The sequence below is a fragment of the Chryseobacterium taichungense genome, assembly GCF_900109935.1.
Classification (GTDB): domain Bacteria; phylum Bacteroidota; class Bacteroidia; order Flavobacteriales; family Weeksellaceae; genus Chryseobacterium; species Chryseobacterium taichungense.
In genome coordinates this window covers 120904-144479 of record NZ_FOBV01000008.1, presented here as the reverse complement: position 1 = coordinate 144479, position 23576 = coordinate 120904, and the positions used below count along the sequence as shown (strand labels likewise).

The following is a 23576-nucleotide window of genomic DNA, read 5'->3' as shown; positions in this document are numbered from 1 at the left end:
TTACCAGAAAATATAAAAATATTGTAGATATTATTACCTATGATAATTTGTTAGAGCGTTTATACTTTACAATTGAACAAATTCAAAAGATATAAACATCGTTTCTGTTCTCTTTAAAAATCCATATTTAACTTATATTTTTAGATGATATTGATTTTCGCAAGCTCTGCAAGTTTATTCAAATCCTCTACAAAATTTTTCGAAAAATGCACTGCCTCACTTAAGGAGACAACTATTTTTTAGTTGTCTCTTTTTTATAACCATAAATATCTCTTTGTCAAGTCCTTATGATCTGACTTTTAGTGTTCGACATTTTAAACGTAAAATGCTTAGTCTGTTTGAAAAAAACAGTCTGAAAGCGCCACAACTGGCATGTAATCTACAATCCTTAAGTGTTCGAAATCTCCTTAAGGTCAGAGCTTTGTCTCTCCTTTACTTATTGTAGGTTTTTCTATTAAGTATAGTAGTTCTGATATGATTTTAAATTTAGTGATAGTTTTTTAAACAATAATTTGAGATAAGGACACTAAAGACTTTGTATATTTTACAAAGGAAATGCTTTAATTTACTTGTGGATTTTAATTATTATCGTAATATTGCAATATAAAAATATAAATTATGGGACTTACTAAAACTGAAATATTCACAGATGAGCAAAACAGTCTAGCTTCTCTCTTTAAAGTTTTGGCACATCCTGCAAGAATCGCAATCCTCCAATACATCATTAATCAGAAAGCTTGTATCTGTAATGACCTAGTGGATGAACTTGGACTGGCACAGGCAACTATCTCTCAACATTTGAAAGAACTGAAAAGTATCGGGATTATTCAAGGGACTATCGAAGGAAAATCTGTTTGCTATTGTATCGAAGATAAAAAATGGAAAGAGATTCAAGGATTGTTCAATCAATTTTTTGAACAAGATGTAAAAGTTGGGCAATGTTGCTAACAACTTTTTTTATAATCTTTATTATCGTCATATTGCAATATATAAATTAAATAATATCAAATATTAATTATTATGAAACTATCAAAAATCAAAGCAATCTTACCTACACTGAACAATGTCGAATTTCAGTTAGAGAATGGAAAATTTGTTCCTGAGCATTTCCACGTTACAGAAATAGGGGTTATCACAAAGAATTTTATAGACTGCGGTGGCAATACCAGAAATGAAAAGGTTGTCAATTTCCAATTGTGGGATGCGAATGACTTTGAACATAGGTTGAAACCTACCAAACTCTTAGACATCATCTCACTTTGTGAGGACAAACTAGGAATCGAAGATTCAGAGATAGAGGTTGAATATCAAAGCGAAACTATCGGTAAGTATGATTTAGATTTTAACGGGAATAATTTTGTTCTGAAAAATAAACAAACTGCTTGTCTGGCAAATGAGGCTTGTGGAATTCCTGAAGGAAATCAAACTGTGGAATCATCTGATTCGAATAATACTTGCTGCACTCCCAAGTCAGGTTGTTGCTAAAAAAAGACTGCATTATGGAAATCAAACCTATAACCAAAGACAACTTTTCGGAAGTAATCGAAATCTACAAACAAGGCTTGGCCACCAATATAGCCACTTTTCAGAACGATTCTCCACAATGGGAGGAATGGGATAACGGGCACCTAGATTTTTGCAGGATCAGTATTTACGATGATGAAAAAATGCTTGGTTGGACATCTCTAACACCTGTTTCCAGTCGGTGTGTCTATTCTGGTGTCGCAGAAGTCAGCGTCTACGTCGCACAGGAAGCACGAGGAAAAGGAATTGGAAAAATATTGTTGAAAGAATTGATCAATCAGAGTGAAGAAAATGGGATATGGACATTGCAGTCTGGTATATTCGCTGAAAACGAAAATAGTATCAGGCTGCACGAGAAATGCGGATTCAGATTAGTTGGCTACCGAGAAAAGATAGGTAAAAAGAATGGGGTTTGGAAAGACAATGTCCTTATGGAGCTTAGAAGCAAAAATGTCGGAATAGATTAATAAACAATAAAACTTAAACAACGCCTATGTATTCAGAATTAACAAATACTTTTGAACAATTACATTATCAAAACATCAGCGAGGAAAGAAAAATGACATTGCAACCATTAATTGATTTTGTACAGCAAAAAATGGATGAAGGAAAAGATATTAATATCAATTTCATTTGTACCCATAACTCGCGCAGAAGCCATCTATCACAAATCTGGGCACAAGCAGGAGCTGCTTATTTCAATATTCTAAACGTACATTGTTATTCGGGAGGTACGGAAGAAACAGCATTATTTCCAAAAGTGGTTGAGACACTCATTAATCAAGGCTTTAATATCTTCAAAATTGCAGACGGCAATAACCCCATATATTCTATTAAGTACAATGAAGATTCATCACCTGTAATTGGGTTTTCAAAAAGATATGATAGTCCGTTCAATCCTACGTCTGGGTTTGCAGCAATTATGACCTGTTCCCAAGCAGACGGTGGCTGTCCTTTCATTGCAGGAGCAAAAAAAAGAATTCCTATCACATTTGAAGACCCTAAAATCTCTGATAACACACCACAGCAGTCACAAGTATATGCAGAAAGAAGCTTGCAGATAGCTTCTGAAATGTTCTACGTTTTCTCTAAGATTAAAAAATAGTTTTATGCAACCAAAACTAAAATTTCTTGACCATTATCTTACCTTATGGATATTCCTTGCAATGGCAACAGGTATTGGCTTAGGATATTTCTTTCCTGCAATTTCACAAATAACAAACGCAATGTCGGTAGGAACGACAAATATTCCACTGGCAATAGGCTTGATTTTGATGATGTATCCTCCTTTGGCAAAAGTTGATTATTCATTATTACCTCAAGCTTTCAAAGATAAAAAAGTAATAGGTCTTTCGTTATTTCTCAATTGGTTTGTTGGTACGATGCTGATGTTTGGATTAGCCGTTTTATTCTTACGAAATGAACCTGATTATATGACAGGATTGATACTGATAGGCTTGGCGAGATGTATTGCAATGGTCATTGTTTGGAGTGACTTAGCAAAAGCCAACAGAGAATATACCGCTATGCTGGTTGCATTGAATAGCATCTTTCAAGTGGTGTCTTACAGCCTTTTAGTTTGGTTGTTCATCAATATATTGCCCGCCAAATTAGGTCTAGCCAACTTCAATATAACCGTATCAATGAAAGATGTTACCGAAAGTGTATTGATTTATTTAGGTATTCCATTTCTAATAGGTTTTCTAAGTCGTTATCTTCTTATTAAATTAAAAGGTATAGAATGGTATAACAGAAAATTTGTTCCAAGAATATCGCCAATCACATTGTATGCTTTACTATTTACCATAATAATAATGTTTAGTCTGAAAGGAGATAAAATATTAGAACTGCCTATGGATGTGATAAAAGTTGCCATACCGTTGGTTATTTATTTTGTACTAATGTTTTTTGTTAGCTTCTTTATCAACAAATCTTTAAATATACCCTATGATAAAAATGCTTCAATCGCATTTACTGCTACCGGCAATAATTTCGAATTGGCGATAGCAGTAGCAATAGCAGTTTTTGGCATTCACTCTCCACAAGCTTTCGTAGGTGTTATCGGACCATTGGTGGAAGTTCCTGTGCTTATCTTATTAGTGAAAACAAGTTTGTGGCTGAAGAAAAAATATTATTAATATAAAGACAATCTAAGAAAACTAAAAGTATTTTTATATACGTGCGTCGACTTACTTAAGTAGACAACTATTTATTAGTTGTTTACTTTTTTTAATCCATAAATATCTCTTTATTAAAATTTTATAGTCTGATTTTTTGTATTCGATATTTTAAGCGTAAAATGCTTATATTTTTTGAAATAAACAGTCTGAAATTGCTACAATAGGCTTGTAACATACAATCATTAATTGTCCGAAATCTCCTTAATATTTTGGATTTTTCTTTCTTCTGATTTGTTGTGATTTTTTGCTATTAAATATAGTAATTCTAATATAGTTTTAGCTTCATCATCGCTTACCAAGATTCCATTTTTAGCCAAAATAATAATTGCTTGTTCTACTGAAATATTCCTATCAATGAAATTCATTTTTTCCAATATTTTTTTTGTTGCTTTTTTTGAGAATATTTTTGAGAATGCATGATTTAAATTTAAAGAAAGACTTCCTGTTTTATAGTCAATATCAATCGGAGGAATAAGATCCACCAGATGTTTTTTATCCGAAATATCAAACTCTGAAAATTTTTGAAAAATTTTGACTAATGCTTTATCTTTTATTTGATTACTGTTATCAATAGCTTTTAATTTATTAGAAATATTACGGCTTTCCATTTTAAGGTTTTTTGTATTGACTTGATTCTCTTTTTTTTAATGCGTTATAATCATCAATTTTTAAAATTCCAGCTATAAGTAATTTTCTACCTTTGGAAAGAGTTAAATTCTCTTCTTTTATTTTTCTTTCTACTAAGTATTGAGTGTGTAAATAACTTGTCTTCTGAGTCTTTATATTCTGATCTTCCAATATTTTCTTAAATAATTCAATACAACTATTTGATAGTATTAATTCTTGAAGTTTATTTTGATAGCAATCATTAAGTAAAACTGCGCCAATCCTAATACTGCAGGCCATTATTGCAATGGTAGTAGGGATATCTTTTCAGCTTACCTTTTGAAAAACTCCCAGTAAGTTTTTGACTACAAACAGGACAAATCAAAAAACCTCTAAGGAAAAACATTTCTCTTATATCATCTCTTTTAGCCGTAATTTTTCTTTCTGTATTAATCACAGACTGTACCTGATAAAATAATGACTCTGAAATCAAGGGCTCATGTAGTCCCAGGATAATTTGGTTTTCATTAGTGTTATGCTTTATTAATATATGCCCACAATAAACTGGATTACGCAAGACTCTGAAAAAATACGATCTTGAACATATAAGTCCTTTATCATTAGCTATTCTATTAATTTCAGATATTTTATGGTCATTCATAGCAACTTGATTGAAAGCCCATTTTATAATTTCGGCTTCAGGCTCTTTAGGAACAATAGTTTTTTTTCCATCCATTAATGTCACATTGAGGAAACCTATGGGAGCTTTATTAGGATATCTTCCCATTAATTTTGCCCGACGAATGCCATTAGAAACATTTTGAGATCTCCGAGTATTTTCTGCTTCTGGAAAAGCTAAATGTAGAGCTTGCAAAATTATATTTTCTGGCACAGATAAATCAATGTATTGATCAATTGCCATTGGTGTCGTTTTATATTTTCGTAGTTTTCCAATCATCTCATAAGCATATTCGATATTTCGACTAAATCGATCCCATTTTATAAATAATATGTTCTTATCTTCTGTTGGTTTCTTTTTAATTTCGGAGAATAATTCCTTCCATTTAGGCCTATTAAAATTTTTAGCAGAGTAGTCTTCGCGATAAATTCCTTTGACTTCAATATTGTTATATTTACAATATTTCAGTAATCGGTCTTCCTGATCCGGTAATGAGTAACCCTTTCTTTTTTGTTCGTCAGTACTTACTCTGACGTATAAGTAAGCTGTTTTCATAAATGTGACGTAATTAACATCTAATTTAAAAACATTTAAGTTAGGTGTTTATACATCATCCATACACTACAGACCAAATAATGAAACTAACAAGAATTTTTAATGATACTCATGAAAGTGTTTTATAGACTCTGTTTGAGAGTATCACTGTCGGATAGTTTAATTAGATTTCCAATAGCGTCAACATCTTCGAAATGTATAGCAACAGGAATTACTTCATATCCTAATAAATAAGAAGTTTTAACTCGATGACGGCCGTCCTCGAATTCAATTTTTTTCTCAAATACGTTGAAATGTATTTTTGGAGGATCAAGATATTCCTTATTGATCCAATGTTGTATGATTCTATATATTCTATGATTATTATTACTTTTAATATTCTCAGGAAGAAATAAAGATGTCATATCTACCTCTCTAAAATCAGAATTTTTAACCAATTCCTCGGTTCTTACAAAATGTATTTTAAAAATACCTTCTTCCGGAAGTAAGTCTGAAGCTTTTATAGAGGAACTGTTTTCATTGACAGCCCAGTAAGGTTTAGGTGTTAATAATATTATTTCTTCAACTGTTTTTGATAAGAATTTTTTTATTAAATATGCCATAATCAAAGGTAATAATTCTTATTTAGAATAATTTTCTTATTAATATCGCCCCAAAAAACTTTTTTTTCTTTCCCACTCACCGTATTCAAGATGGTGATCGATTTTATCATTTATATGACGTTTAATTGGAAGTAGAGAAATACCTAGAGATGACCTGCCCACAATAGATAATATATTTCTCCATTCGGCAGCGTTGATGTCCCCAAATATGACATTACCGGTTACTACGGTTCCTCCATTACCTATCCAGTAAATCTGCTCAAATAACTTTACATCTTGTGTAAAGGTTAGGAATAGTAAGATTATTTGCTCAAATAATTCTTTGAATGAGTGTCTGACAATATTAATCAACAGATTCATACGGTCGGGATTTTCATAATTATCAATACAATACTTTCTCAAAAAAGTAGCAGCTCTTTCACGATGCAGAATATCTATATTCTCAAAAAACACATTGCAATCATGTGTTCCAACTGCAATAAGATAACTTTCTTTAGAAGCGAAATGGTCTAAGGTCTTAGATAATGAGGACTCAATATCTTTAATCTGCCAAATGAGCTTTAATTTTTTATTGTTTCCTGAATTCTTGTTATTAGCATCTTTATAAAAGTAGTCAGTGTAATCGGCAAGAAAGCTTGTATCTTGTTGCAGTATGTTCAAAAATATTTTACCATTATAATCATAAAGCCTATGAATTTTACTTTGCTGAATAAATAGCTTCTTAACTAATTCTAAATCATTATTTAGTAACTCCAGACTTTCTTCAAGAAAGTCTGTTTGAACTATAATTTCGATGTTTTCTGATTCGTCTTTTTCTGTTATAATGTTAATGAGTTTATGGAAAATTGTAGAGTCTATTCTCAAAAACTTGTGCAAGTATTCAAAGTAGATGTAAGTTCTCTCATTTATCTTTCTAATACTATTAATAAGTTTTTTAATGTAGGAATTGTTAATCAATGAATCATCTAAATAATAGAAGTAAGACAATTCCCAAGATGCTTGATGTTGATATTTCTCTTCAGTTATTATATTCCAAAGGGAAGCGCTCTCTTTTTCATTTTTAAGATTATTTTGAAAAATCTTTATTGGTATGTAATCTACTGAGTTATCGTCTTTAATAATTTCCTTTAAAAAAGCAAGACCGAGCTCTTTGTTATGCTTATAATTTTCATCAACCACAAAATCCAAAGAATTATTATATTCAAAGTCATTTGCTGCCTGATTTTTTAAATATTTGAAAGTATTATAAAAATTAGTTACTTCTGCTACATTACAAAACACAAATGAAGATCTAATTTCTTTTTCTTTTAATCGATCATATTCGCGATAATCTTCGTAATCATATCTTTCTTTGTCTCTAATTCTATCCCAGTCTAATTTCAGATATGCTTTGTAAATATCATTAGTGTATTTATTCAACAGTCTACTGAACGCAGCGTTCTTTATTTTATGTTTTTTCCATAATCTAACTTGATTTTGAACATACCTACAATCGACAAATGACTCTGATTGCAAATGTTGTTCAATAATTTGAAGAACAAAGGGCATATCAAACGTCATCAATTCCTTTGAGATACCTGGATAAGGCTCTCCAAAATTTTGCAGTAAGCTTAAGGCTTGTTTGGGATAGCTGCTGTAATATTGATTAAATGTAATCCATATATTTCCTCTAAGGTCTTGTATTTTCTTATCGTTAGGTGTACGATAGATACGACTTGTGACTATATTATTATGAAATCCGTGAGATGTAAATTCAATTTTTAAGAATGTTTTTGACAACTCAAAAAATGCGACGGCATAAATCGTTTCATTGTTTTGTAGGTTTTCAATCAGAAGTTCAAAAAGGATGTTCTGTCTTGAAAAATCAATTGATTCATCCTCTCTATCAAAACCGATTACCTCTACTATTTTATGAATAAGCTCTGGAAGGTGTTGTGGTTTCTTTTTAGCATACTCGAAACCTAATTCTAAAGATTCTTTAAGATAATAGGTATTACGAAAAAAATGACCAAGAAGCTTTATTATTTTATTTTGATTGTATACAAAATCATTTGGTTCATAGCTTACATTATATTGATCCAATTCAAGATTTGGCAGAGGTTGAAGTGTTAGGTATATATATTCAAGTGTCTGATTTTGAAGATAAAACCAAAAAGAGGACAAAAATTTAATTGCTTTTTCCTCTTCATTGTTTTTAGTTTTATTCCAGAATCGGACAAGTGAATCATATAATTTCTCCTTAACATGATTATGATCAAACATATTGTTAGCAGATATTACATTTTCATCAAACCTTTTTTGATGAGATTCAAAGTACTTGTCAACAAGAATATCAAAAGATAATAGCTTGTCTTTTATAAATGTTCTATAAAAAAAATAGATTGTTAGATTTTGTTCAGCTATTTTGACATGATTATGTTGGATTTCGACGAGTTCTAATCTGTCAAGTTTTTCTATGGCATGAAAAAAATCTGAATAACCAATATCAAAATGGTTGAGGATTGATTCTGTTATTTCTCTATCATGAAAAGGGATTGTGTGAAAAAAGGCTATTAGACCTAAACATTTAATGTTGAAATCATTCGAGAACTCTCCATTGTCTTTTATAAACGTGCTAAAATACATTTCAAACAATCCAGAAATGTCATTTAACACATTAATATCTTTCTTAGCAACTGCCAACTGTGTTGCCATTATTGCAATTCTTGGGTTTCCATTAGCAATGTTAACGATAGTGTATAAATAATCATGGTTCGTAATATTAAAAGGTTCAGTTTTAATAATATCTGTGATTTGTTCATCACTTAATTTTTGTAGATGTAATTTGTGAGGTAAAAAGTCAGTACATAGAAGTTTAAGACTTTCATATGCGTAATCGCGAACTGTGCAAATAATTTTTAAATTTCCACTTCTTATTCCTCTGTTAAAGCCTAAGATTTGGTTAAAAGCATCAATTCGGTTTGCATCATCTACAAAAAGTATGTAATCTTTGTCATCATTAAAATATTGATTTAAATCGTCCAATAATGAATGATGCTTATAAGAAATACAGAAAGACTGATATGACTTATTTTCAGTAACAAAATTCTTGATGCATTCTAAAACTAATTTCGTTTTACCAACGCCCGGAGCTCCAGTTAAAATAATAAAGTCATGCTTTAATAAATCGGTTTTAAGTGAGTACAGCTCTGATTCTCGATGTAAGAATGGGTTATCTAAAGGAGTTGCAATACTTTTAGAAGCTTTATTGTATTCATTTATGAATACATCCATTGATACGATCTGTCCAGTATCTAAAGTAATACCAAGGTAGTGGCTAGCCAAATCTCTGTGCTGCAAGTGGAGTTCCATGGCTAAGGAATCTAAAGTGTTGATCGTAAGGTTGATATTTGTGTGTTCAAGAACTTTGTGTAACTTTTCAATTTCATTAGTCTTCAGTTTAAAGTTTACACATAAAATAATTTCTTCTATTTTTTCAGGACTAATTGTAGTCTTAGAATGATCGATACAATTGGAAATATCTTTTATCAATTTGTTGACTCCTTCTGAAATATTTGTGGAATATTCCACAAAAAGATATTTTCCGTTTGGGAGAAGTATTAATGTATCGGGGGTTCCTTTGATTGTTTTTTGTTTACCTTGCTGGCTTCCTGTTCTGGAAAAAGCTCTATATTTTGGATTTTTTCTCAGAAGAAAACTATCACACAGTTCCTGAAAAACTGTTTCGTTGATTTCTTTTAATGCATTCTCGATCGACTGTAGCCTGCTCATTAGGTTTAAATTTGATAATTGCGAGGGAATTTAGCAAATTTACAAATCAAACGTAAAAATTTTGATAATAATATACTATAGTTTGGCTTGCAGAGAAATATTTTTGTGAGGCAACCTACGAAAGATCATTAAGTATATTTTAATATCAATAAAGAAAATCGGAAGATTACGGGAAACCGTATTTTTTAAATTTATAATAATTATATCTTTAAAAGATTATCAAAAATTAATTATTATTTGGGATTTGAGACCTATTAGAAAATGGGTGAAAGTATAGCTTTTTAGAAGTTATCGATGTTAACTCAACTATAAATGTGCTAAAATAAAAGGATATATTAAATCTTCAAATAGAGGAATATAGCTTTGAGAAGAGGTTTCTGGTGGAGAGGGACATAAGGATTTAATTTATATCTTAGGGATTATATAAACTATACTAATACTATAACCGTGTACTTATCTAATTTAAAACTGTGGAATTTCAGAAAATTCGGTTCACAAGGGGATATAAATCCTGAAATTCCAAATCTGGATTTAAATCTTACTAAAGGTTTAAATGTGATTATTGGTGAAAATGATAGTGGTAAAACGGCCATTATTGATGCCATAAAACTTGTACTTAAAACGCATAGTTATGACTATATACGAGTTGAGGATAAAGATTTTTATAATGGTACAAACCATTTCAAAATAGAATTGACTTTCGAAAGCTTAGTACCCGATGAAGCTAAAAATTTCACAGAATGGCTGGGCTGGGTAGGCAGTGGAGAAAATTCAACGCCTTTTTTAAGATTAAGTTATGATGTCACAAAACAAGATGGAAAAATATTGCCCGCCGATATAAGGGCTGGTGTTGATGAAGATGGTTATCTGCTAACGGCAGAAGCAAAAGAATACCTAAAAACAACGTATTTGAAGCCGTTGCGAGATGCGGAAAATGAATTGGTTGCCAAGCGTAATTCAAGATTGTCACAAATTCTTTTAGGTGATGAAGCATTTAAAGGGAGAGAAAATACAAATGAGTTGGTACATATTTTTTCCAGTTTGAAGACCAGTTTAGAAGATTATTTTGAGGGGGAGTTTGAAGTCAAAACCACAAATGAAGCAGGCGAAGAACAAATTAACAAGCCACAGGATGGAAAGCAAATAAAAGATAAGATTGACATCTATATTAAAGGCTTCTATGGTGATAATTTTGAAGCAGCGTTTAATGCGACTTCCAATGACATAAAAAGCATTCTGGAAAAACTAACCTTATTTTTGAAAGATGAACTCAACCCAGGTTTGGGTACGCTGAACCGATTATTTATGGCAGCCGAATTACTTCATTTGAACAAATCAAATTGGAGTGGCTTACGTTTAGGATTAGTAGAGGAACTGGAAGCACATCTTCATCCACAAGCCCAGATGCAAGTGATAGAGGCATTTCAAAAACAAGGAGCAATTCAATTAATTCTAACAACCCATAGTCCAAATTTAGCATCCAAACTAAAACTGGAAAATTTAATAATTTGCAATAATGGCAATGCTTTTCCAATGGGTGATCCTTACACCAAATTAAGTGGAGACAATTATAAGTTTTTAGAAAAATTCCTTGACACTACAAAGGCAAATTTATTTTTCGCAAAAGGTGTCATTTTAGTAGAGGGTTGGGCGGAAGAAATTCTCTTGCCAAGTATAGCAAAAGCTATAGGAATTAATCTAACAGAAAAGGGTGTTTCGATTGTAAACATTGGACATATAGGCTTTGAACACTATTCGAAAATTTATCTTCGTAATGTAGAACCATTTATGACAATTCCTGTGGCCGTAATTACTGATTCTGATGTAAAAGAATATGAAAAAGACGCAAATGATTACATAAAAAGGGATATGGATACTGTTCAACAGGAAACACAACAAAAAATAGAAAGTATAATTGGACAAGCAGAGCAAAGTGTACAATACTTTGTAGCTCCAAACTGGACATTAGAATATTCGTTGTTTAAATCAACAAGTTTAACAACACTGTTTCAAACGGTAGTTAAAGCAATTCATACAGGTACCGATTGGACTGATTTTGAAAAAGCCCTTGCGAAAAAATTGATAAATAAAGGTTTAAAAAAGACTGAAATTGCTTATCAAATTGCAAATGTTATTGATGAAGATTTGATTAAACCTGAAAGGGAAATTCAAATTGGGGAAATTGATGCCATAAACTATCTTGTAAACGCCATTAAGTATGCTACAGGGAATTGACATAACCGACGACGATATTCGGTATGCTGAAAGAATACTTTTGCCTGAAGGAAAAGAATTTGATGATGAACGAAAAGCGTTTATCAGAAATCTTAATACCATAGATTTACAAGCCGTTCCCGGTAGCGGAAAAACAACAGCACTTTTAGCAAAATTGCTTATTATAGAACGAAAGCTTCCTTTTTCTGATGGCTCAGGAATTCTTATAATATCTCATACAAACACAGCCATAGATGAGATAAAGGAAAAAGTACAAAAACATTGTCCTAAACTTTTTTCTTATCCAAATTTTATTGGAACAATTCAAAGTTTTGTAGATACCTTTTTAGCAATACCAATGTTTGTTCATTGGAAGGGCAAAAAGCCTATCAGAATTGATTCTGAAATATTTTGGGAAAGCCTGCATAAAAGCCTGCCCTATGGCAGCAGATTAGCATTAGAAAAAAGGCTTGGAAACAAATTCAAACAATTTATGGAGGAATTATCCATTGGCCCAAATGATAAACTCTTTCATTTCGATTCATTTGAGGAAATTAGTATTCCTAAAATCGGTAGCCATACAGATACTTATAAGAATTTGTTTGCCGTCAAAAAGCGATTATTAAATAAAGGAATCTTAAACTATAGTGACGCATTTACCTTAGCAAATATTTACTTAAACAAGCACAATTCAATAAAAAGCCTCTTACAAAAACGCTTTTCTTTCGTGTTTGTAGATGAAATGCAAGACATGGATACACATCAATATAATTTGTTAGAAAAAGTGTTCTATGATGATGGAAACAGCATTTCAATAATCCAACGAATTGGAGATAAAAATCAAGCTATATATAATTCGGTTAAAGCGATTGATGTTTGGGAAGACAGGGCAGAGGTTTTACGATTAAACGGTAGCCAAAGACTTAGTAAACCAATTGCAAATTTCGTGAAAAGATTTGCCTTGTATAATGATGTCAACTTTAATATTGTTGGTATGAATGTGTGTGTTATAAAACCCCATATCTTGAAATTTGAAAATGAAACAATTGGTAATCTTATCCCTCAATTTGCACATATAGTAAAGGCATACAAAGAGCAGGGCAGTTTTACAAATCCTGAAAGGCCTATAAAGGTTGTTTGTTGGAATACCGATTGGAAAGAGGATGATACCAGTCGACAAGATGATGCCAAATTGAGATTAGAAGATTATCATATAGGATTTAGAAAAGAAAAGAGCAAGCCTAAACAAGATTATGATTGTTTGAAAAGCTACTTACTTTTTTATGATAAGAGTAAGCAGACTTTAGAACCTTTAAGAAAGAATATTTTGAATTCTTTTCTCAAAATTTTACGCTTAGAAAATATAAACACTTTAGATGGGCGTCCTTATACGAAGAAAAAATTAATTGACTTTATTAGAGTAAAAGATCATCAAAAATATGAAGAGTTAAAGCTAAATATTTATAACTGGTCAATGGGTGTAATTAAAGGAAATGCAAATGATGTGTTTGAAGGGATTAGAGCGTACATCCCAAATTTCTTTGCAATATTTTCTGAAGCTGCACCTTCGACAAGTATATCGTTTATCAATAATGATACAACCAGATTATTTGAAATTAATGTAGAGAAATTAGAAATTTCGAATCATTACAAGGAACAAGGGCTTGAAATTGAAATTACAAGCGTTCACGCCGTAAAGGGGCAAACACATTGTGCTACTTTATATTTAGAATCGTATTTCCAAGGTAATTATGAATCTGAAAGACTAACAAATCAATTCTTGGGGAATGCCTTTGATGATAAGAGAGTACATCATAAGAGCTCTACAAAAATGGCATATGTTGGATTTTCACGACCAACAGACCTACTATGTATTGCTGTTCACAAAGATAGATTTGATAAATATCTCTCGGGTATTAACAAAGAAGAATGGGAGATAATAGATATACAAAATGATAGATAACACGTATGATTAATTTTTTGAAAAAAGATGACAGGCTGATTTTGTGTTACACTCCTGAATATGCAGGTTCTGTTAATTGGATAACAGATACGATTAAAGCTAAAGGGTTGGTAAAACTTAAAAAAACCTTTCGATATACAGAAGGGGATATTTTGAATAATGCCGAATTTGAGGAGACAACAGAAATAGACGATTACGTTGATCCCGAAATGGAAGTAACCACATTCTTCAGATTTGCAGAACTTACTGCAGATTATTATAAAGTAAAAAGGGGGATTCTTATCGACAACTTTGATATATTCATATATAAGAATGTTCCATTAAAGACAAATTTTTTTGTTGCGGATTCAGACGTTTCTGTTTTCCAAGTAATTAAAAATATATCACCTAATGATTTTTATTTGGGTGGGGATAACCCAAGTGCTGTTCCCGTAGAAGAATTTGAAAAACTCTTAAAACATTTTCCAAATTCTTATGAAAGGCGTAAATACGTCGAAGCCAGACTCTCCTCCTTGTTAAGAAATTATTTAGAAGGAGTCAAGGATGCCGAAAAGGTATACCAGAAGTATCTTGATACAAAGTTGTTTATGCATGGGACAAATTTGACCGAAATTTTCCGCAATGTAGAACTAGTAAAATATCAAACGATTCTTGAAAAATTGCGAGAAATGTTAAAAGATGAAAACCAGTATAGTGAACACCAGTGGCAGGAAGAAATTTTACAGATTATTTTGTTGCTCTATCCAAAATATATTTTGGCTTTTAAATCAGTTCCTATACAAGCTAGGTTAGCAGATGGGATAAAAGACAAACAACTTGACCTTCTTTTAGTAGATTCTAATGGGTATATTGATGTTATAGAAATAAAGAAACCTTTTGAAAATGCCATTATGACTAAAGGTGTTTATCGGGAAAACTATATTCCTCTTAGAGAACTTTCGGGAACAGTCATGCAAATTGAAAAATACATCTATTATCTGAACCGCTGGAGCCTGGAAGGAGAATTTTTTTTAAGTAAAAGATACAAAACTCAATTGCCTGAAGGCTTTGAGATTAAAATAGCAAACCCAAATGGATTAATTATTATGGGAAGGGAGAATAATTTATCATCACAACAAAAAAACGATTTTGAGGTAGTCAAAAGAAAATATAAAAATATTGTTGATATAATTACTTACGATAACTTATTAGAACGTTTACATTTCACAATTGAACAATTTCAAAAAATATAGTCTTATATGGTTTTAATAATTTAATTTTGTAGATAAATATATTTAATTTAAGGAGTTATTTAAATTTATATCTTGGTTTATAAAAAATATTATACGATACTCTATTTTTGATTATAGATGATTTTCGATAGTTCTACAAGCTTATTCAAATCTTCTACAAAAGTGTTCGGAAAATGCACCGCTGAGGTCACTTTTAAAGAAAAAGCACTTTTAGAAGTGCTTTTTTTTGCTTTGTGAGTTATTGGAAATTAATATGATATGTCAGGATGCTGAACTTAGAGAAGGTGATCAAAAAGTTCTTCCTTCTTGACATTAATATTCTTCTGTCTATTTTTAAATTAATAATATGAGTTCTTTTATTAATATATTGGAGATTTTATGGAATTCATCTTTTTTTAGTTCTTTTCAAAAGCTGCGTTTATTAGTTCTGTGTTATTGATAAACAACTATTTTATTACATTTTTAAATGTTTTAAGATAATTCAGAATATAATTTCGACACCCTATTTTAAAAAACGAGAACTGATGTATTTACTCTTCGGTAAGTGTTTATATTGTACCACATTTTTGGCTTATAAATTGCTAGTATGAACGGTATTGAATTTTTTGGTGAATTGATGAAAAAATCGATTGTAATTTTGGTTTTATTGTTAAGCAGTTTTTCTTTTTTTTACGGACAGGAGAAAAAAGATTCCATTTATTACAAAATTGAAAAATTTTCGGATAAAAGAAAAGTCACCAAATTCATACATCGCTTCATATTCCGTAGAGAAGCAGATTCAGCCTCTGTGAAGACAACAACTGAAAAACTGTCGCAGGAAACTTACAAAGGAAAATATATCAGAAATATTCGGATAGAAACAATTGATCCGTTTGGATATGGTTCCAAAGACAAAAAGGAGAAATCCAGATGGTACGATTGGTTTACAAATCATTTACATTCCAACACAAGAATTTCTACGGTTAATAATTATCTTCTTTTTGAAAAAGGAGAGGAATACAATGCGCAAAAAATCTATGAATCTGAGCGTTTACTTAGAGCAATGCCTTTTATAAACAGGGTACATATAAGCATTTCAGACAGTACTTCTACCAAAGACTCCATGGATGTTGTGGTGAAAGTTCTCGATTCCTGGAGCTTAAAACCGAGAGTGAGTTATTCCGGAAGCAAGATAGGATTGGGAGTTACGGAGGAAAATGTATTCGGTTTGGGACATGAACTCAATTTGCTTTACAGAAACGATTCGAAAGAAAAGCAGGACTATATTTTTGGAAGTTATACGGCGTACAATCTTTTTGGCTCATATATTAATGCTCAGGTGTTGGGAGAAAGAGATTTCTTTAAAAATGAAAGAATCAATTTTAATGTAAAAAGAGACTTTTTCTCGCCATTAACGAAATGGGCAGGTGGTTTATCTTTTGAATATTTTATGCGTAATGTTGCGCTTCCGATAGAAACGGCTACCACTTTTCCGGAAGTCCAGATCAAAGTATACAGTCAGGATTTGTGGGGTGGTTATCAGATTCCGGTTTCTTCGAGTTCCAGTGAAAAAATATCCAGCAATATAGCACTCATTGGAAGATTTCAAAATTATCAGTATAAAGACAGTCCTGGAATTGACCAGTATCAGTATTTTAAGTCATACAGCAGTTTTCTGATATCCGCAGGATTTATTCAGAGAAAATTTGAAGTGCAGAAAAATATTTTTCAATATGATTTACCTGAAGATATTGCTTATGGAACTTCTGTAAATCTCACTGGAGGATTTTTATCGAGAAGCAATAAAGTGATACCGTATACCGGAATTTCTACTACATATGGCAGCTTTATAAAACTTGGTTATTTCAGTCTCAAGGCTCAGTTCGGTAGGTTTTTTAACCAGGATCGGCAAGACCGCGAGTCTTTCCGTCTGGATGGAACGTATTTTACAAATCTTATGGATTGGAAATTTGCGAAAGTAAGACATTTCTTTTCTCCGACTTTGGCACTGGGAAATCCGCAGAATAACTATTCTTACATCGATAGAATTAATCTTTCTTCGGGGGATGAATTTCCTGTTTATAATGCAGATTATATCGGGACTAAAAAATTGGTTTTAAGGTATCAGCTTCAGCTTTTCATTAATAAAACCTGGAAGAATTTTCATTTCAGTCCATACTTAACTGCTGCAGCTGGATGGTTAAGTATGCCTGACGAGAAATTATTGAAAACAACAACAAACACAAAAATAGGAATTGGAGTTTTGATCAATAATCCGTACCTTGTTTTTAACAGAATTCAAATTTCTTTTATGTATTATCCTCGAGTTCCATTCGATAATAATTCGCTTTTCGATTTTAACAGTAACCGAAACAATGTTTTGCCGATGAACAGTTTCGCAACCGATATTCCGCATTTTGTGAACTTCGGCAATTAATTTATAACATCTTACATTTAAATATTTATAGGTATTTTTATAAGTGTTTTCTAACAACAGAAGTAAAATAATCGTTCATTATTGCTTTTTTAAACCCTACTTAACGTTCTATTTTATGTTTTTATCGTAAAAATCATATATCTTATCGATCAAAATTGATTAAAGCAGGTTATCCTGATACTTTTGAGTCATAATTCTTATGATGATGACTAAATCAGTTTTTATAATTGCGGCATTCTTTTTAGGGTATGGGGCTTTGTACGGACAGACGACGGTAAATGGCCGTGTGACGGACAATGAAGGCAGACCTTTATCTTTTGCTTCTTTAAAATTCTATAATGTAAAAGATCCTTCACAACCTCTTACAGAAAAAATAGCTGATGAAAACGGAAAGTTCCAGGTATGGTTTGCGGAAAGCGGAACCTATAAAGTGGTTACGTCATATAAAAATTTAGTTCCCTTCATTCAACAATACAATTTCAATGATCCGGAAGTTACCGTATCTATTGCATTGCCGAAAGAAAAAGTTACAGATATTCAGGAAGTAGTAGTAAGTAAAAGAGCAAAATCTACTATTGTAAGAAAGATCGACAGAATTGTGATGAATGTCTCTGATAATCCTATTGCAGCGGGGAAATCATCTTTAGACCTGTTCAGGCTTGCTCCGGGTGTTTTTGTAAATAATGGTAAAATTTCTATCAACGGTGTTTGGGGAACACGGGTAATGGTCGACGGAAAGATGCTGAACATCAGCGGGGTCGATCTTAAAAATTATCTTCAGAATTTAAGATCAAATGAAATACAGTCGATCGAAGTAATCGCACATCCTCCGGCAGAATTTGATGCGGAAGGTTCGGGAGGAATTATTAACATTATTCTAAAAAAGAATACTAAAGAAGGTATCAACGGATATATCGGGAGTGATTATTCCATTGGTCTGGGGAAATATCCGAGCTACAATCCATATGCAGCTATTAATTATAAGAAAGGAAAATTTGGTTTAAGTTCAAGTTATTCTTATACAAATAGTAAAAGTTATGAAGAGCTTACACAAAAAAGGGATTTTACCAATGGCGGAAAATATGAGCAGTCTTCAACTGATATTCAAAAGAATAAAAGTAACAGAGTAAAGATCGGTTCAACATACGATTTTTCAGATAAGCAGTCAGTTGGGTTGCAATATACAGGACAATTCAGTAATTTTTCAAGCAATTCTGTTTCAGATTCTTACATTTATTATCCTACTGCAGCCAATAATGTAAGATCAATAGGAAGCTTTCCTACAGAATCTAAAACGAATTATCACAATGGAGGTCTTAACTATAGTATTAAAACGGACACGCTGGGTTCAAAATTCAGTTTTGTAACAGATTACACCTACAACAAGAGAACAGGAAATAGTATAAGTGACAGCAGGGATTTTAATGCAAACAATATCATCGTAAGAGATACTTTGTTTAAATTTTCCTATCCCAGCACGGCGAAAATCTTTACGGCAGATGCAAAATATAACTGGAATTTTAAATCCGGACATAATTTGAGTTTCGGTGCTAAAGCAACAAGTACCGATATCGATAACGATAACAGCTATGAAATCTTTCAAAACTCCTGGTACAGCGTTCCTGAAAATAATTTCAATTTTAAATACAGAGAAAGAATTTACGCAGCTTTCGCAAGTTTCAGCGGAGAATGGAAAAAATTTGAATATAAACTGGGCGTAAGGGGAGAGCAGTCGGATGTATCGGGTGATCTTTCAGGCAGCCAGCAGGGCGAAGTTTCCCAGAATTATTTTAACTGGTTTCCGTCATTATTCCTGAAAAGAAATTTAGATGCGGAAGGAAATAACTTTTTGGCTTTTTCATACAACAGAAGAATAAGAAGACCTTCTTATTTTGATCTGAATCCATACAAATATTATATTGATAATTATTCAGTAACGACAGGAAATCCTTATCTCAAACCACAGTTTACCAATTCATTCGAGGTAAGCGGCATGTGGAGCGGGAAATATTATACGGCATTGAGCTACAATTATACTACCGATATTATTGCCCAGATCATCGAAAATTATCCGGGGCAGGAGCTGGTGACTGTAATTAAGTCAAACGCAGGAACAAGCAAAGTGCTGACAGCTACCTTAAGTGTGCCTGTAAATATTGCAAAATGGTGGACGACCAACAATAATTTACTTTTGACGTATACAGTTTCAAAATCACCCTATTTCTTGATAGAAAAACAATCGTTTATCCTGCAGTCTGAACAGGAAATCACATTAGGAAAGGGATATACTTTTACGTTAAATGGATTTTATACGCCACAGATGGTTACCGGAAATATCGTCACAAAAGGAATTGCCGGGGTAGACGTAGGATTACAAAAGAAGTTTTTCAAAAATAAGCTTACGGCGAGAGCATCGGTGAGTGACGTATTTTATACCAATAATTATAAGGCAACGAGCTACTTTAATGATACAAGAATCTATATCAGTCATAAAGAGCAATCCAGGGTACTTTCACTTTCGTTGATCTATAATTTCAAAAGTGGAGAAAATTTCAAGGCGAAGAAAATTGAATCCAGTAGCGCGGATGAAAAAGGAAGACTTTAAATTGTAACTGGGCTAAAAACTAATAACCATAAAAACTAAATCAAAATGAAAGAAAATAATTCAAAAAATACAAAAAATCGGAATACGTTAAAAAATAACCCAATGGAAATTGAAAGAATAAATGAAGATGAATCCGGGCAATTATCAGGAGGCTTTTCAGAAGCTGTTTCGGAAGAACCCATTCGTGAAGATGGAGAGATTACAGGAAATTTTTTTAAATGTAAATGTGTAGTGAAGCCTGATGCCGGAACAAATCCATAATCTCACATAAAAGTAAGACATAATAAGCTGTCGAAAAAAAGACACGCTCTAAAAATATTGTTGCAACAACCACGGGGAAAACTGAAAACCGGTATAAAAGAGTAAGTAATAACCATAAATTAAATTAAAATGTCTAAAGATTCTAACAACTCAAATGACAAGGCTCTTGAGCACTTATCCAAATCATTACAATTCGAAGCTGTAAATGAAAACGAAGCCGGACAATTAGCCGGAGGTTTTTCAGATGCTGTTTCAGAAGAGCAATTGGAAGATATCAACATCAATATCTTCAAATGTAAGTGTTCTGTGAAGCCGACTGAGCCTACAACCAGTACCAACTAAGCCTTAATTTTAAATTTTAAGTCAGCCTAAATTTTTTTTAGGCTGGCTTCTCTAAAAAACTAATTATGAAAACAAGCCAATTTAATCACAGTATTTTTCATAATAACAAGAACTATATTTATAATTCTTTCAGTAACAAGTTTATAGCGATCGATTCAACGATATTGGACCTGTTCAAAGCATTGAGAACAGAAGAAGATATTCAGGATCTTTCCGGCTATCATCCTACTTTTTACCAGTCATTGTATAAAAATGGTTTTATTGTGGAAAAAGAAGTAGATGAGGTTGATAAAGTGCGTACACTGAGCAAGAAGATTGACAGTGATGAAACGCATTACTCACTGATCGTCAATCCAACGATGAACTGCAACTTTAAATGCTGGTACTGTTATGAATCCCACGTGAAAGGATCGAAGATGAACAACGAAACGGTTACCAAAACCTGTCTTCTGATCAACAATATCATTACCACGAAAAAGGAGCTGAAAACTTTTCATATTTCCTGGTTTGGTGGGGAACCTTTAATGTACTACAAAGAAGTGATTGCTCCTATTATGGCATTTGCAGACCAGATCTGTAAAGAATACGGGGTGGAATTTGATACTCAGTTTACGACCAATGGCTTCCTTTTCACAGACGAAATGATTGAAGAACTGAAAGCCTATACTGTAAACGGTTTCCAGATCACGCTGGACGGAAATAAAGCGTCGCACGATACCGTAAGATATGTAAATGCAAAACGCGGTTCTTACGATGTGATTATGCAAAACGTAAAAAAGCTTTGTGAAAATGATTTTAGCGTTGGAATCAGGGTAAATTTTACGAATGATAATCTTGATGATTTCGAAGAAGTGTACAAAGATCTTCAGAAGATCGATGTGGAAAAGAGAGATTATGCTTCTATTGCTTTTCATAAAGTCTGGCAGGTTGTAGAAAATGAAGAGACTATAGAGAGAGTAAATGATCTCATCAGAAAGGTAAAAGAACTTGGATTTGCTGCCCACGAAGGAGCTGTTCCGGATAATGTGAAGCATTCTTGTTACGCCGATAAGATCAATAATGCGACGATCAACTATAATGGGGACGTTTTCAAATGTACTGCCAGAGATTTTTCGGGAGGTTCCAAAGAAGGTACTTTGCAAGCTAACGGTGAAATAAATTGGAATGAAAAGTTCGATGAAAGAATGAACATCAAGTTTAAAAACAAACCTTGTCTTTCATGCTCCATACTGCCTTTGTGCAACGGAGGCTGCTCGCAGCACGCATTGGAAAATAAAGACAAAGATTATTGTGTCTATGATTTTGATGAAAATCAGAAAAAAGAAATTGTAAGGAAAAAACTGATAAGAATAGCCGGCTAGATTATGCAGAAAAATATTTCCTCTATTCTCAATGATGATCTCTTTACCGGTATCTATACCAGGGAATTTATAAATAAGAGATCTTTAGATGACGCTGCCCTGTACAATAGCCTTGAGAATACATTTTTTGACGCCTTCAGTCTTGTGAAAGAGAATAAAATTGAGGAAAGCTTTTCTCAGTTTGCGTATGGTGAAAAAATGTTTCCGATGGAAAATAGTGATGAAACTTTTAAACTGATTTTAAAAGACACCCTGTATCCAAAGAAAGCCTATTTATATTATAAGACCGGAAATATAAAATTAGCCGCATATCTTACTTTAAAATCAATAGTTACCAATCAGAAAATTAAAGAGCAAACGAAAGTAGATTTGCCTGTTTTTGTTCAGATACAGCAATATCAGAATATATCAAGGATATGCTTCAGAACTAATTATTTTTCAGAAGGAATTGTCCTGAACTGCAAATTGCTGCTGTTCCTTATAACAAAGAAAAATGTTGGGATAAGATATCTTTCCGAATTTACTTTTGATGACAAAACAGAAGAATCTGCTCTTAAATGCACAATGATTTACCAAATCGTTTTTGATACGGTAAAGATTCTTTACAAATTGCAAAATAAAAAATACCTGCGTTCTTTCATTGATTTTATATCAAATATTCTTTCCCAATTTATACCTGTGTATGATGATGAAATGATCCTGAAAGAATTTTTAAGGCTGATTTCAAAGCCAGGTTCAGAAGCTCAATCGGAAGAAATGCATCATTTTATCGGGAACAATCAGGATGTATTATTCCCCGGGACTATTCCGATACTCACGCTAATCAAAAAAATATATGAAAATGAAAAAGTTGTTTCAGAAATTACGGATTACCAAAGCTAAAAGCAAAAATATAGATAGCTGCAAACAAAAGCTGGATATCCAGGACCAGGCAGAATCTGACAGTTTTTTCGGAGGCTTCAGAGAATATAAGCCACCTATTTACACCCAAAATCACATCGAAAATACAGAACTTAAAATCAAGAACCTTTTCTCGGATACAAACGCCTAATACCTTTTAACAAGATGAAAAATTCAGATAAAAAAAACAAAAACCAGACAGATAAGCACAACAAAACTTTGGTAGATAAGCAGAAAGTAAAATTTCTGGGAATTACTAAAGAATTGTCATCAGATATTGAGCCTGTAGATGCAGAAGCCATTACAGGAGGCAAAAAAACTGATCCTACCGTGATGACCCAATGGCCGACCTCTAATTTGTAATA

General features: G+C 32.4%; 21 protein-coding genes. 16 read left to right on the top strand and 5 right to left on the bottom strand.

Annotation, left to right across the window (positions count from 1 at the left end; all coding sequences use genetic code 11):
* Positions 1–618 precede the first annotated feature (618 nt).
* The 5 genes from BMW64_RS16550 (at position 619) to arsB (ending at position 3662) form a co-directional block, all read left to right on the top strand.
* Positions 619–948, top strand: coding sequence for an ArsR/SmtB family transcription factor (locus tag BMW64_RS16550; protein WP_090001126.1), 330 nt, complete (start codon positions 619–621; stop codon positions 946–948).
* Positions 949–1020: 72 nt separating this feature from the next.
* A complete protein-coding gene (locus BMW64_RS16545) occupies positions 1021–1485 on the top strand; it encodes a DUF6428 family protein (RefSeq protein ID WP_090001124.1) in 465 nt (154 codons plus the stop codon).
* 14 nt (positions 1486–1499) lie between these two features.
* Entirely contained in the window at positions 1500–1991 is a 492-nt protein-coding gene (locus BMW64_RS16540) for a GNAT family N-acetyltransferase (protein WP_090001249.1), read from the top strand.
* 26 nt (positions 1992–2017) lie between these two features.
* A complete protein-coding gene (locus BMW64_RS16535; protein ID WP_090001122.1) occupies positions 2018–2629 on the top strand; it encodes an arsenate-mycothiol transferase ArsC in 612 nt (203 codons plus the stop codon).
* A gap of 4 nt (positions 2630–2633) precedes the next feature.
* The gene (gene arsB, locus BMW64_RS16530; protein WP_090001120.1) at positions 2634–3662 is read left to right on the top strand and encodes an ACR3 family arsenite efflux transporter; all 1029 of its coding nucleotides are present in this window, start codon (positions 2634–2636) and stop codon (positions 3660–3662) included.
* Between the two features lie 224 nt (positions 3663–3886).
* Here arsB and BMW64_RS20955 read toward each other — a convergent pair whose 3' ends face one another.
* From BMW64_RS20955 to BMW64_RS16515, 5 genes are all read right to left on the bottom strand, one after another.
* Complete coding sequence (locus BMW64_RS20955; RefSeq protein WP_228400940.1) at positions 3887–4312, bottom strand: hypothetical protein; 426 nt, start codon at positions 4310–4312, stop codon at positions 3887–3889.
* Position 4313: 1 nt separating this feature from the next.
* Positions 4314–4610 carry a hypothetical protein gene (locus tag BMW64_RS20950; RefSeq protein ID WP_228400939.1) on the bottom strand — a complete coding sequence of 99 codons (297 nt, stop codon included), beginning with the start codon at positions 4608–4610 and terminating at the stop codon, positions 4314–4316.
* Positions 4594–5544, bottom strand: a complete 951-nt coding sequence (locus BMW64_RS20945; protein WP_228400938.1) for a recombinase family protein — start codon at positions 5542–5544, stop codon at positions 4594–4596. Before BMW64_RS20945 ends, BMW64_RS20950 begins: the two co-directional genes overlap by 17 nt.
* 122 nt (positions 5545–5666) lie before the next feature.
* A complete protein-coding gene (locus BMW64_RS16520; RefSeq protein ID WP_090001118.1) occupies positions 5667–6146 on the bottom strand; it encodes a hypothetical protein in 480 nt (159 codons plus the stop codon).
* A gap of 39 nt (positions 6147–6185) precedes the next feature.
* Positions 6186–9917 (bottom strand): nSTAND3 domain-containing NTPase, encoded by a 3732-nt coding sequence (locus BMW64_RS16515; RefSeq protein WP_090001116.1) that lies wholly within the window; start codon positions 9915–9917, stop codon positions 6186–6188.
* A gap of 447 nt (positions 9918–10364) precedes the next feature.
* On the opposite strand from BMW64_RS16515, the gene BMW64_RS16510 reads away from it, so the two are divergent.
* From BMW64_RS16510 to BMW64_RS16460, 11 genes are all read left to right on the top strand, one after another.
* The gene (locus BMW64_RS16510; protein ID WP_090001114.1) at positions 10365–12152 is read left to right on the top strand and encodes an ATP-dependent nuclease; all 1788 of its coding nucleotides are present in this window, start codon (positions 10365–10367) and stop codon (positions 12150–12152) included.
* The gene (locus BMW64_RS16505) at positions 12136–14094 is read left to right on the top strand and encodes a UvrD-helicase domain-containing protein (RefSeq protein ID WP_090001112.1); all 1959 of its coding nucleotides are present in this window, start codon (positions 12136–12138) and stop codon (positions 14092–14094) included. The genes BMW64_RS16510 and BMW64_RS16505 overlap by 17 nt, the downstream gene beginning before the upstream one ends.
* 17 nt (positions 14095–14111) lie before the next feature.
* A complete protein-coding gene (locus BMW64_RS16500; protein WP_228400937.1) occupies positions 14112–15326 on the top strand; it encodes a Shedu immune nuclease family protein in 1215 nt (404 codons plus the stop codon).
* 586 nt (positions 15327–15912) lie between these two features.
* Positions 15913–17742, top strand: a complete 1830-nt coding sequence (locus BMW64_RS16495; RefSeq protein WP_228400936.1) for a hypothetical protein — start codon at positions 15913–15915, stop codon at positions 17740–17742.
* A gap of 199 nt (positions 17743–17941) precedes the next feature.
* Positions 17942–20347: an outer membrane beta-barrel family protein gene (locus tag BMW64_RS16490; RefSeq protein WP_090001108.1), complete on the top strand. Its 2406-nt coding sequence runs from the start codon at positions 17942–17944 to the stop codon at positions 20345–20347.
* A 45-nt stretch (positions 20348–20392) separates the two neighbouring features.
* Positions 20393–20608 (top strand): hypothetical protein, encoded by a 216-nt coding sequence (locus BMW64_RS20745; RefSeq protein ID WP_090001106.1) that lies wholly within the window; start codon positions 20393–20395, stop codon positions 20606–20608.
* 129 nt (positions 20609–20737) lie between these two features.
* Positions 20738–20950, top strand: a complete 213-nt coding sequence (locus BMW64_RS16480; protein WP_090001104.1) for a hypothetical protein — start codon at positions 20738–20740, stop codon at positions 20948–20950.
* A gap of 65 nt (positions 20951–21015) precedes the next feature.
* The gene (locus BMW64_RS16475) at positions 21016–22311 is read left to right on the top strand and encodes a radical SAM/SPASM domain-containing protein (protein ID WP_090001102.1); all 1296 of its coding nucleotides are present in this window, start codon (positions 21016–21018) and stop codon (positions 22309–22311) included.
* A gap of 3 nt (positions 22312–22314) precedes the next feature.
* On the top strand, positions 22315–23193 hold the full coding sequence (locus tag BMW64_RS16470) for a hypothetical protein (protein WP_090001100.1): 879 nt from the start codon (positions 22315–22317) through the stop codon (positions 23191–23193).
* Positions 23153–23362, top strand: a complete 210-nt coding sequence (locus BMW64_RS16465; RefSeq protein ID WP_143052718.1) for a hypothetical protein — start codon at positions 23153–23155, stop codon at positions 23360–23362. Before BMW64_RS16470 ends, BMW64_RS16465 begins: the two co-directional genes overlap by 41 nt.
* A gap of 14 nt (positions 23363–23376) precedes the next feature.
* Complete coding sequence (locus BMW64_RS16460; protein ID WP_090001096.1) at positions 23377–23574, top strand: hypothetical protein; 198 nt, start codon at positions 23377–23379, stop codon at positions 23572–23574.
* The last annotated feature ends 2 nt before the right edge of the window (positions 23575–23576 follow it).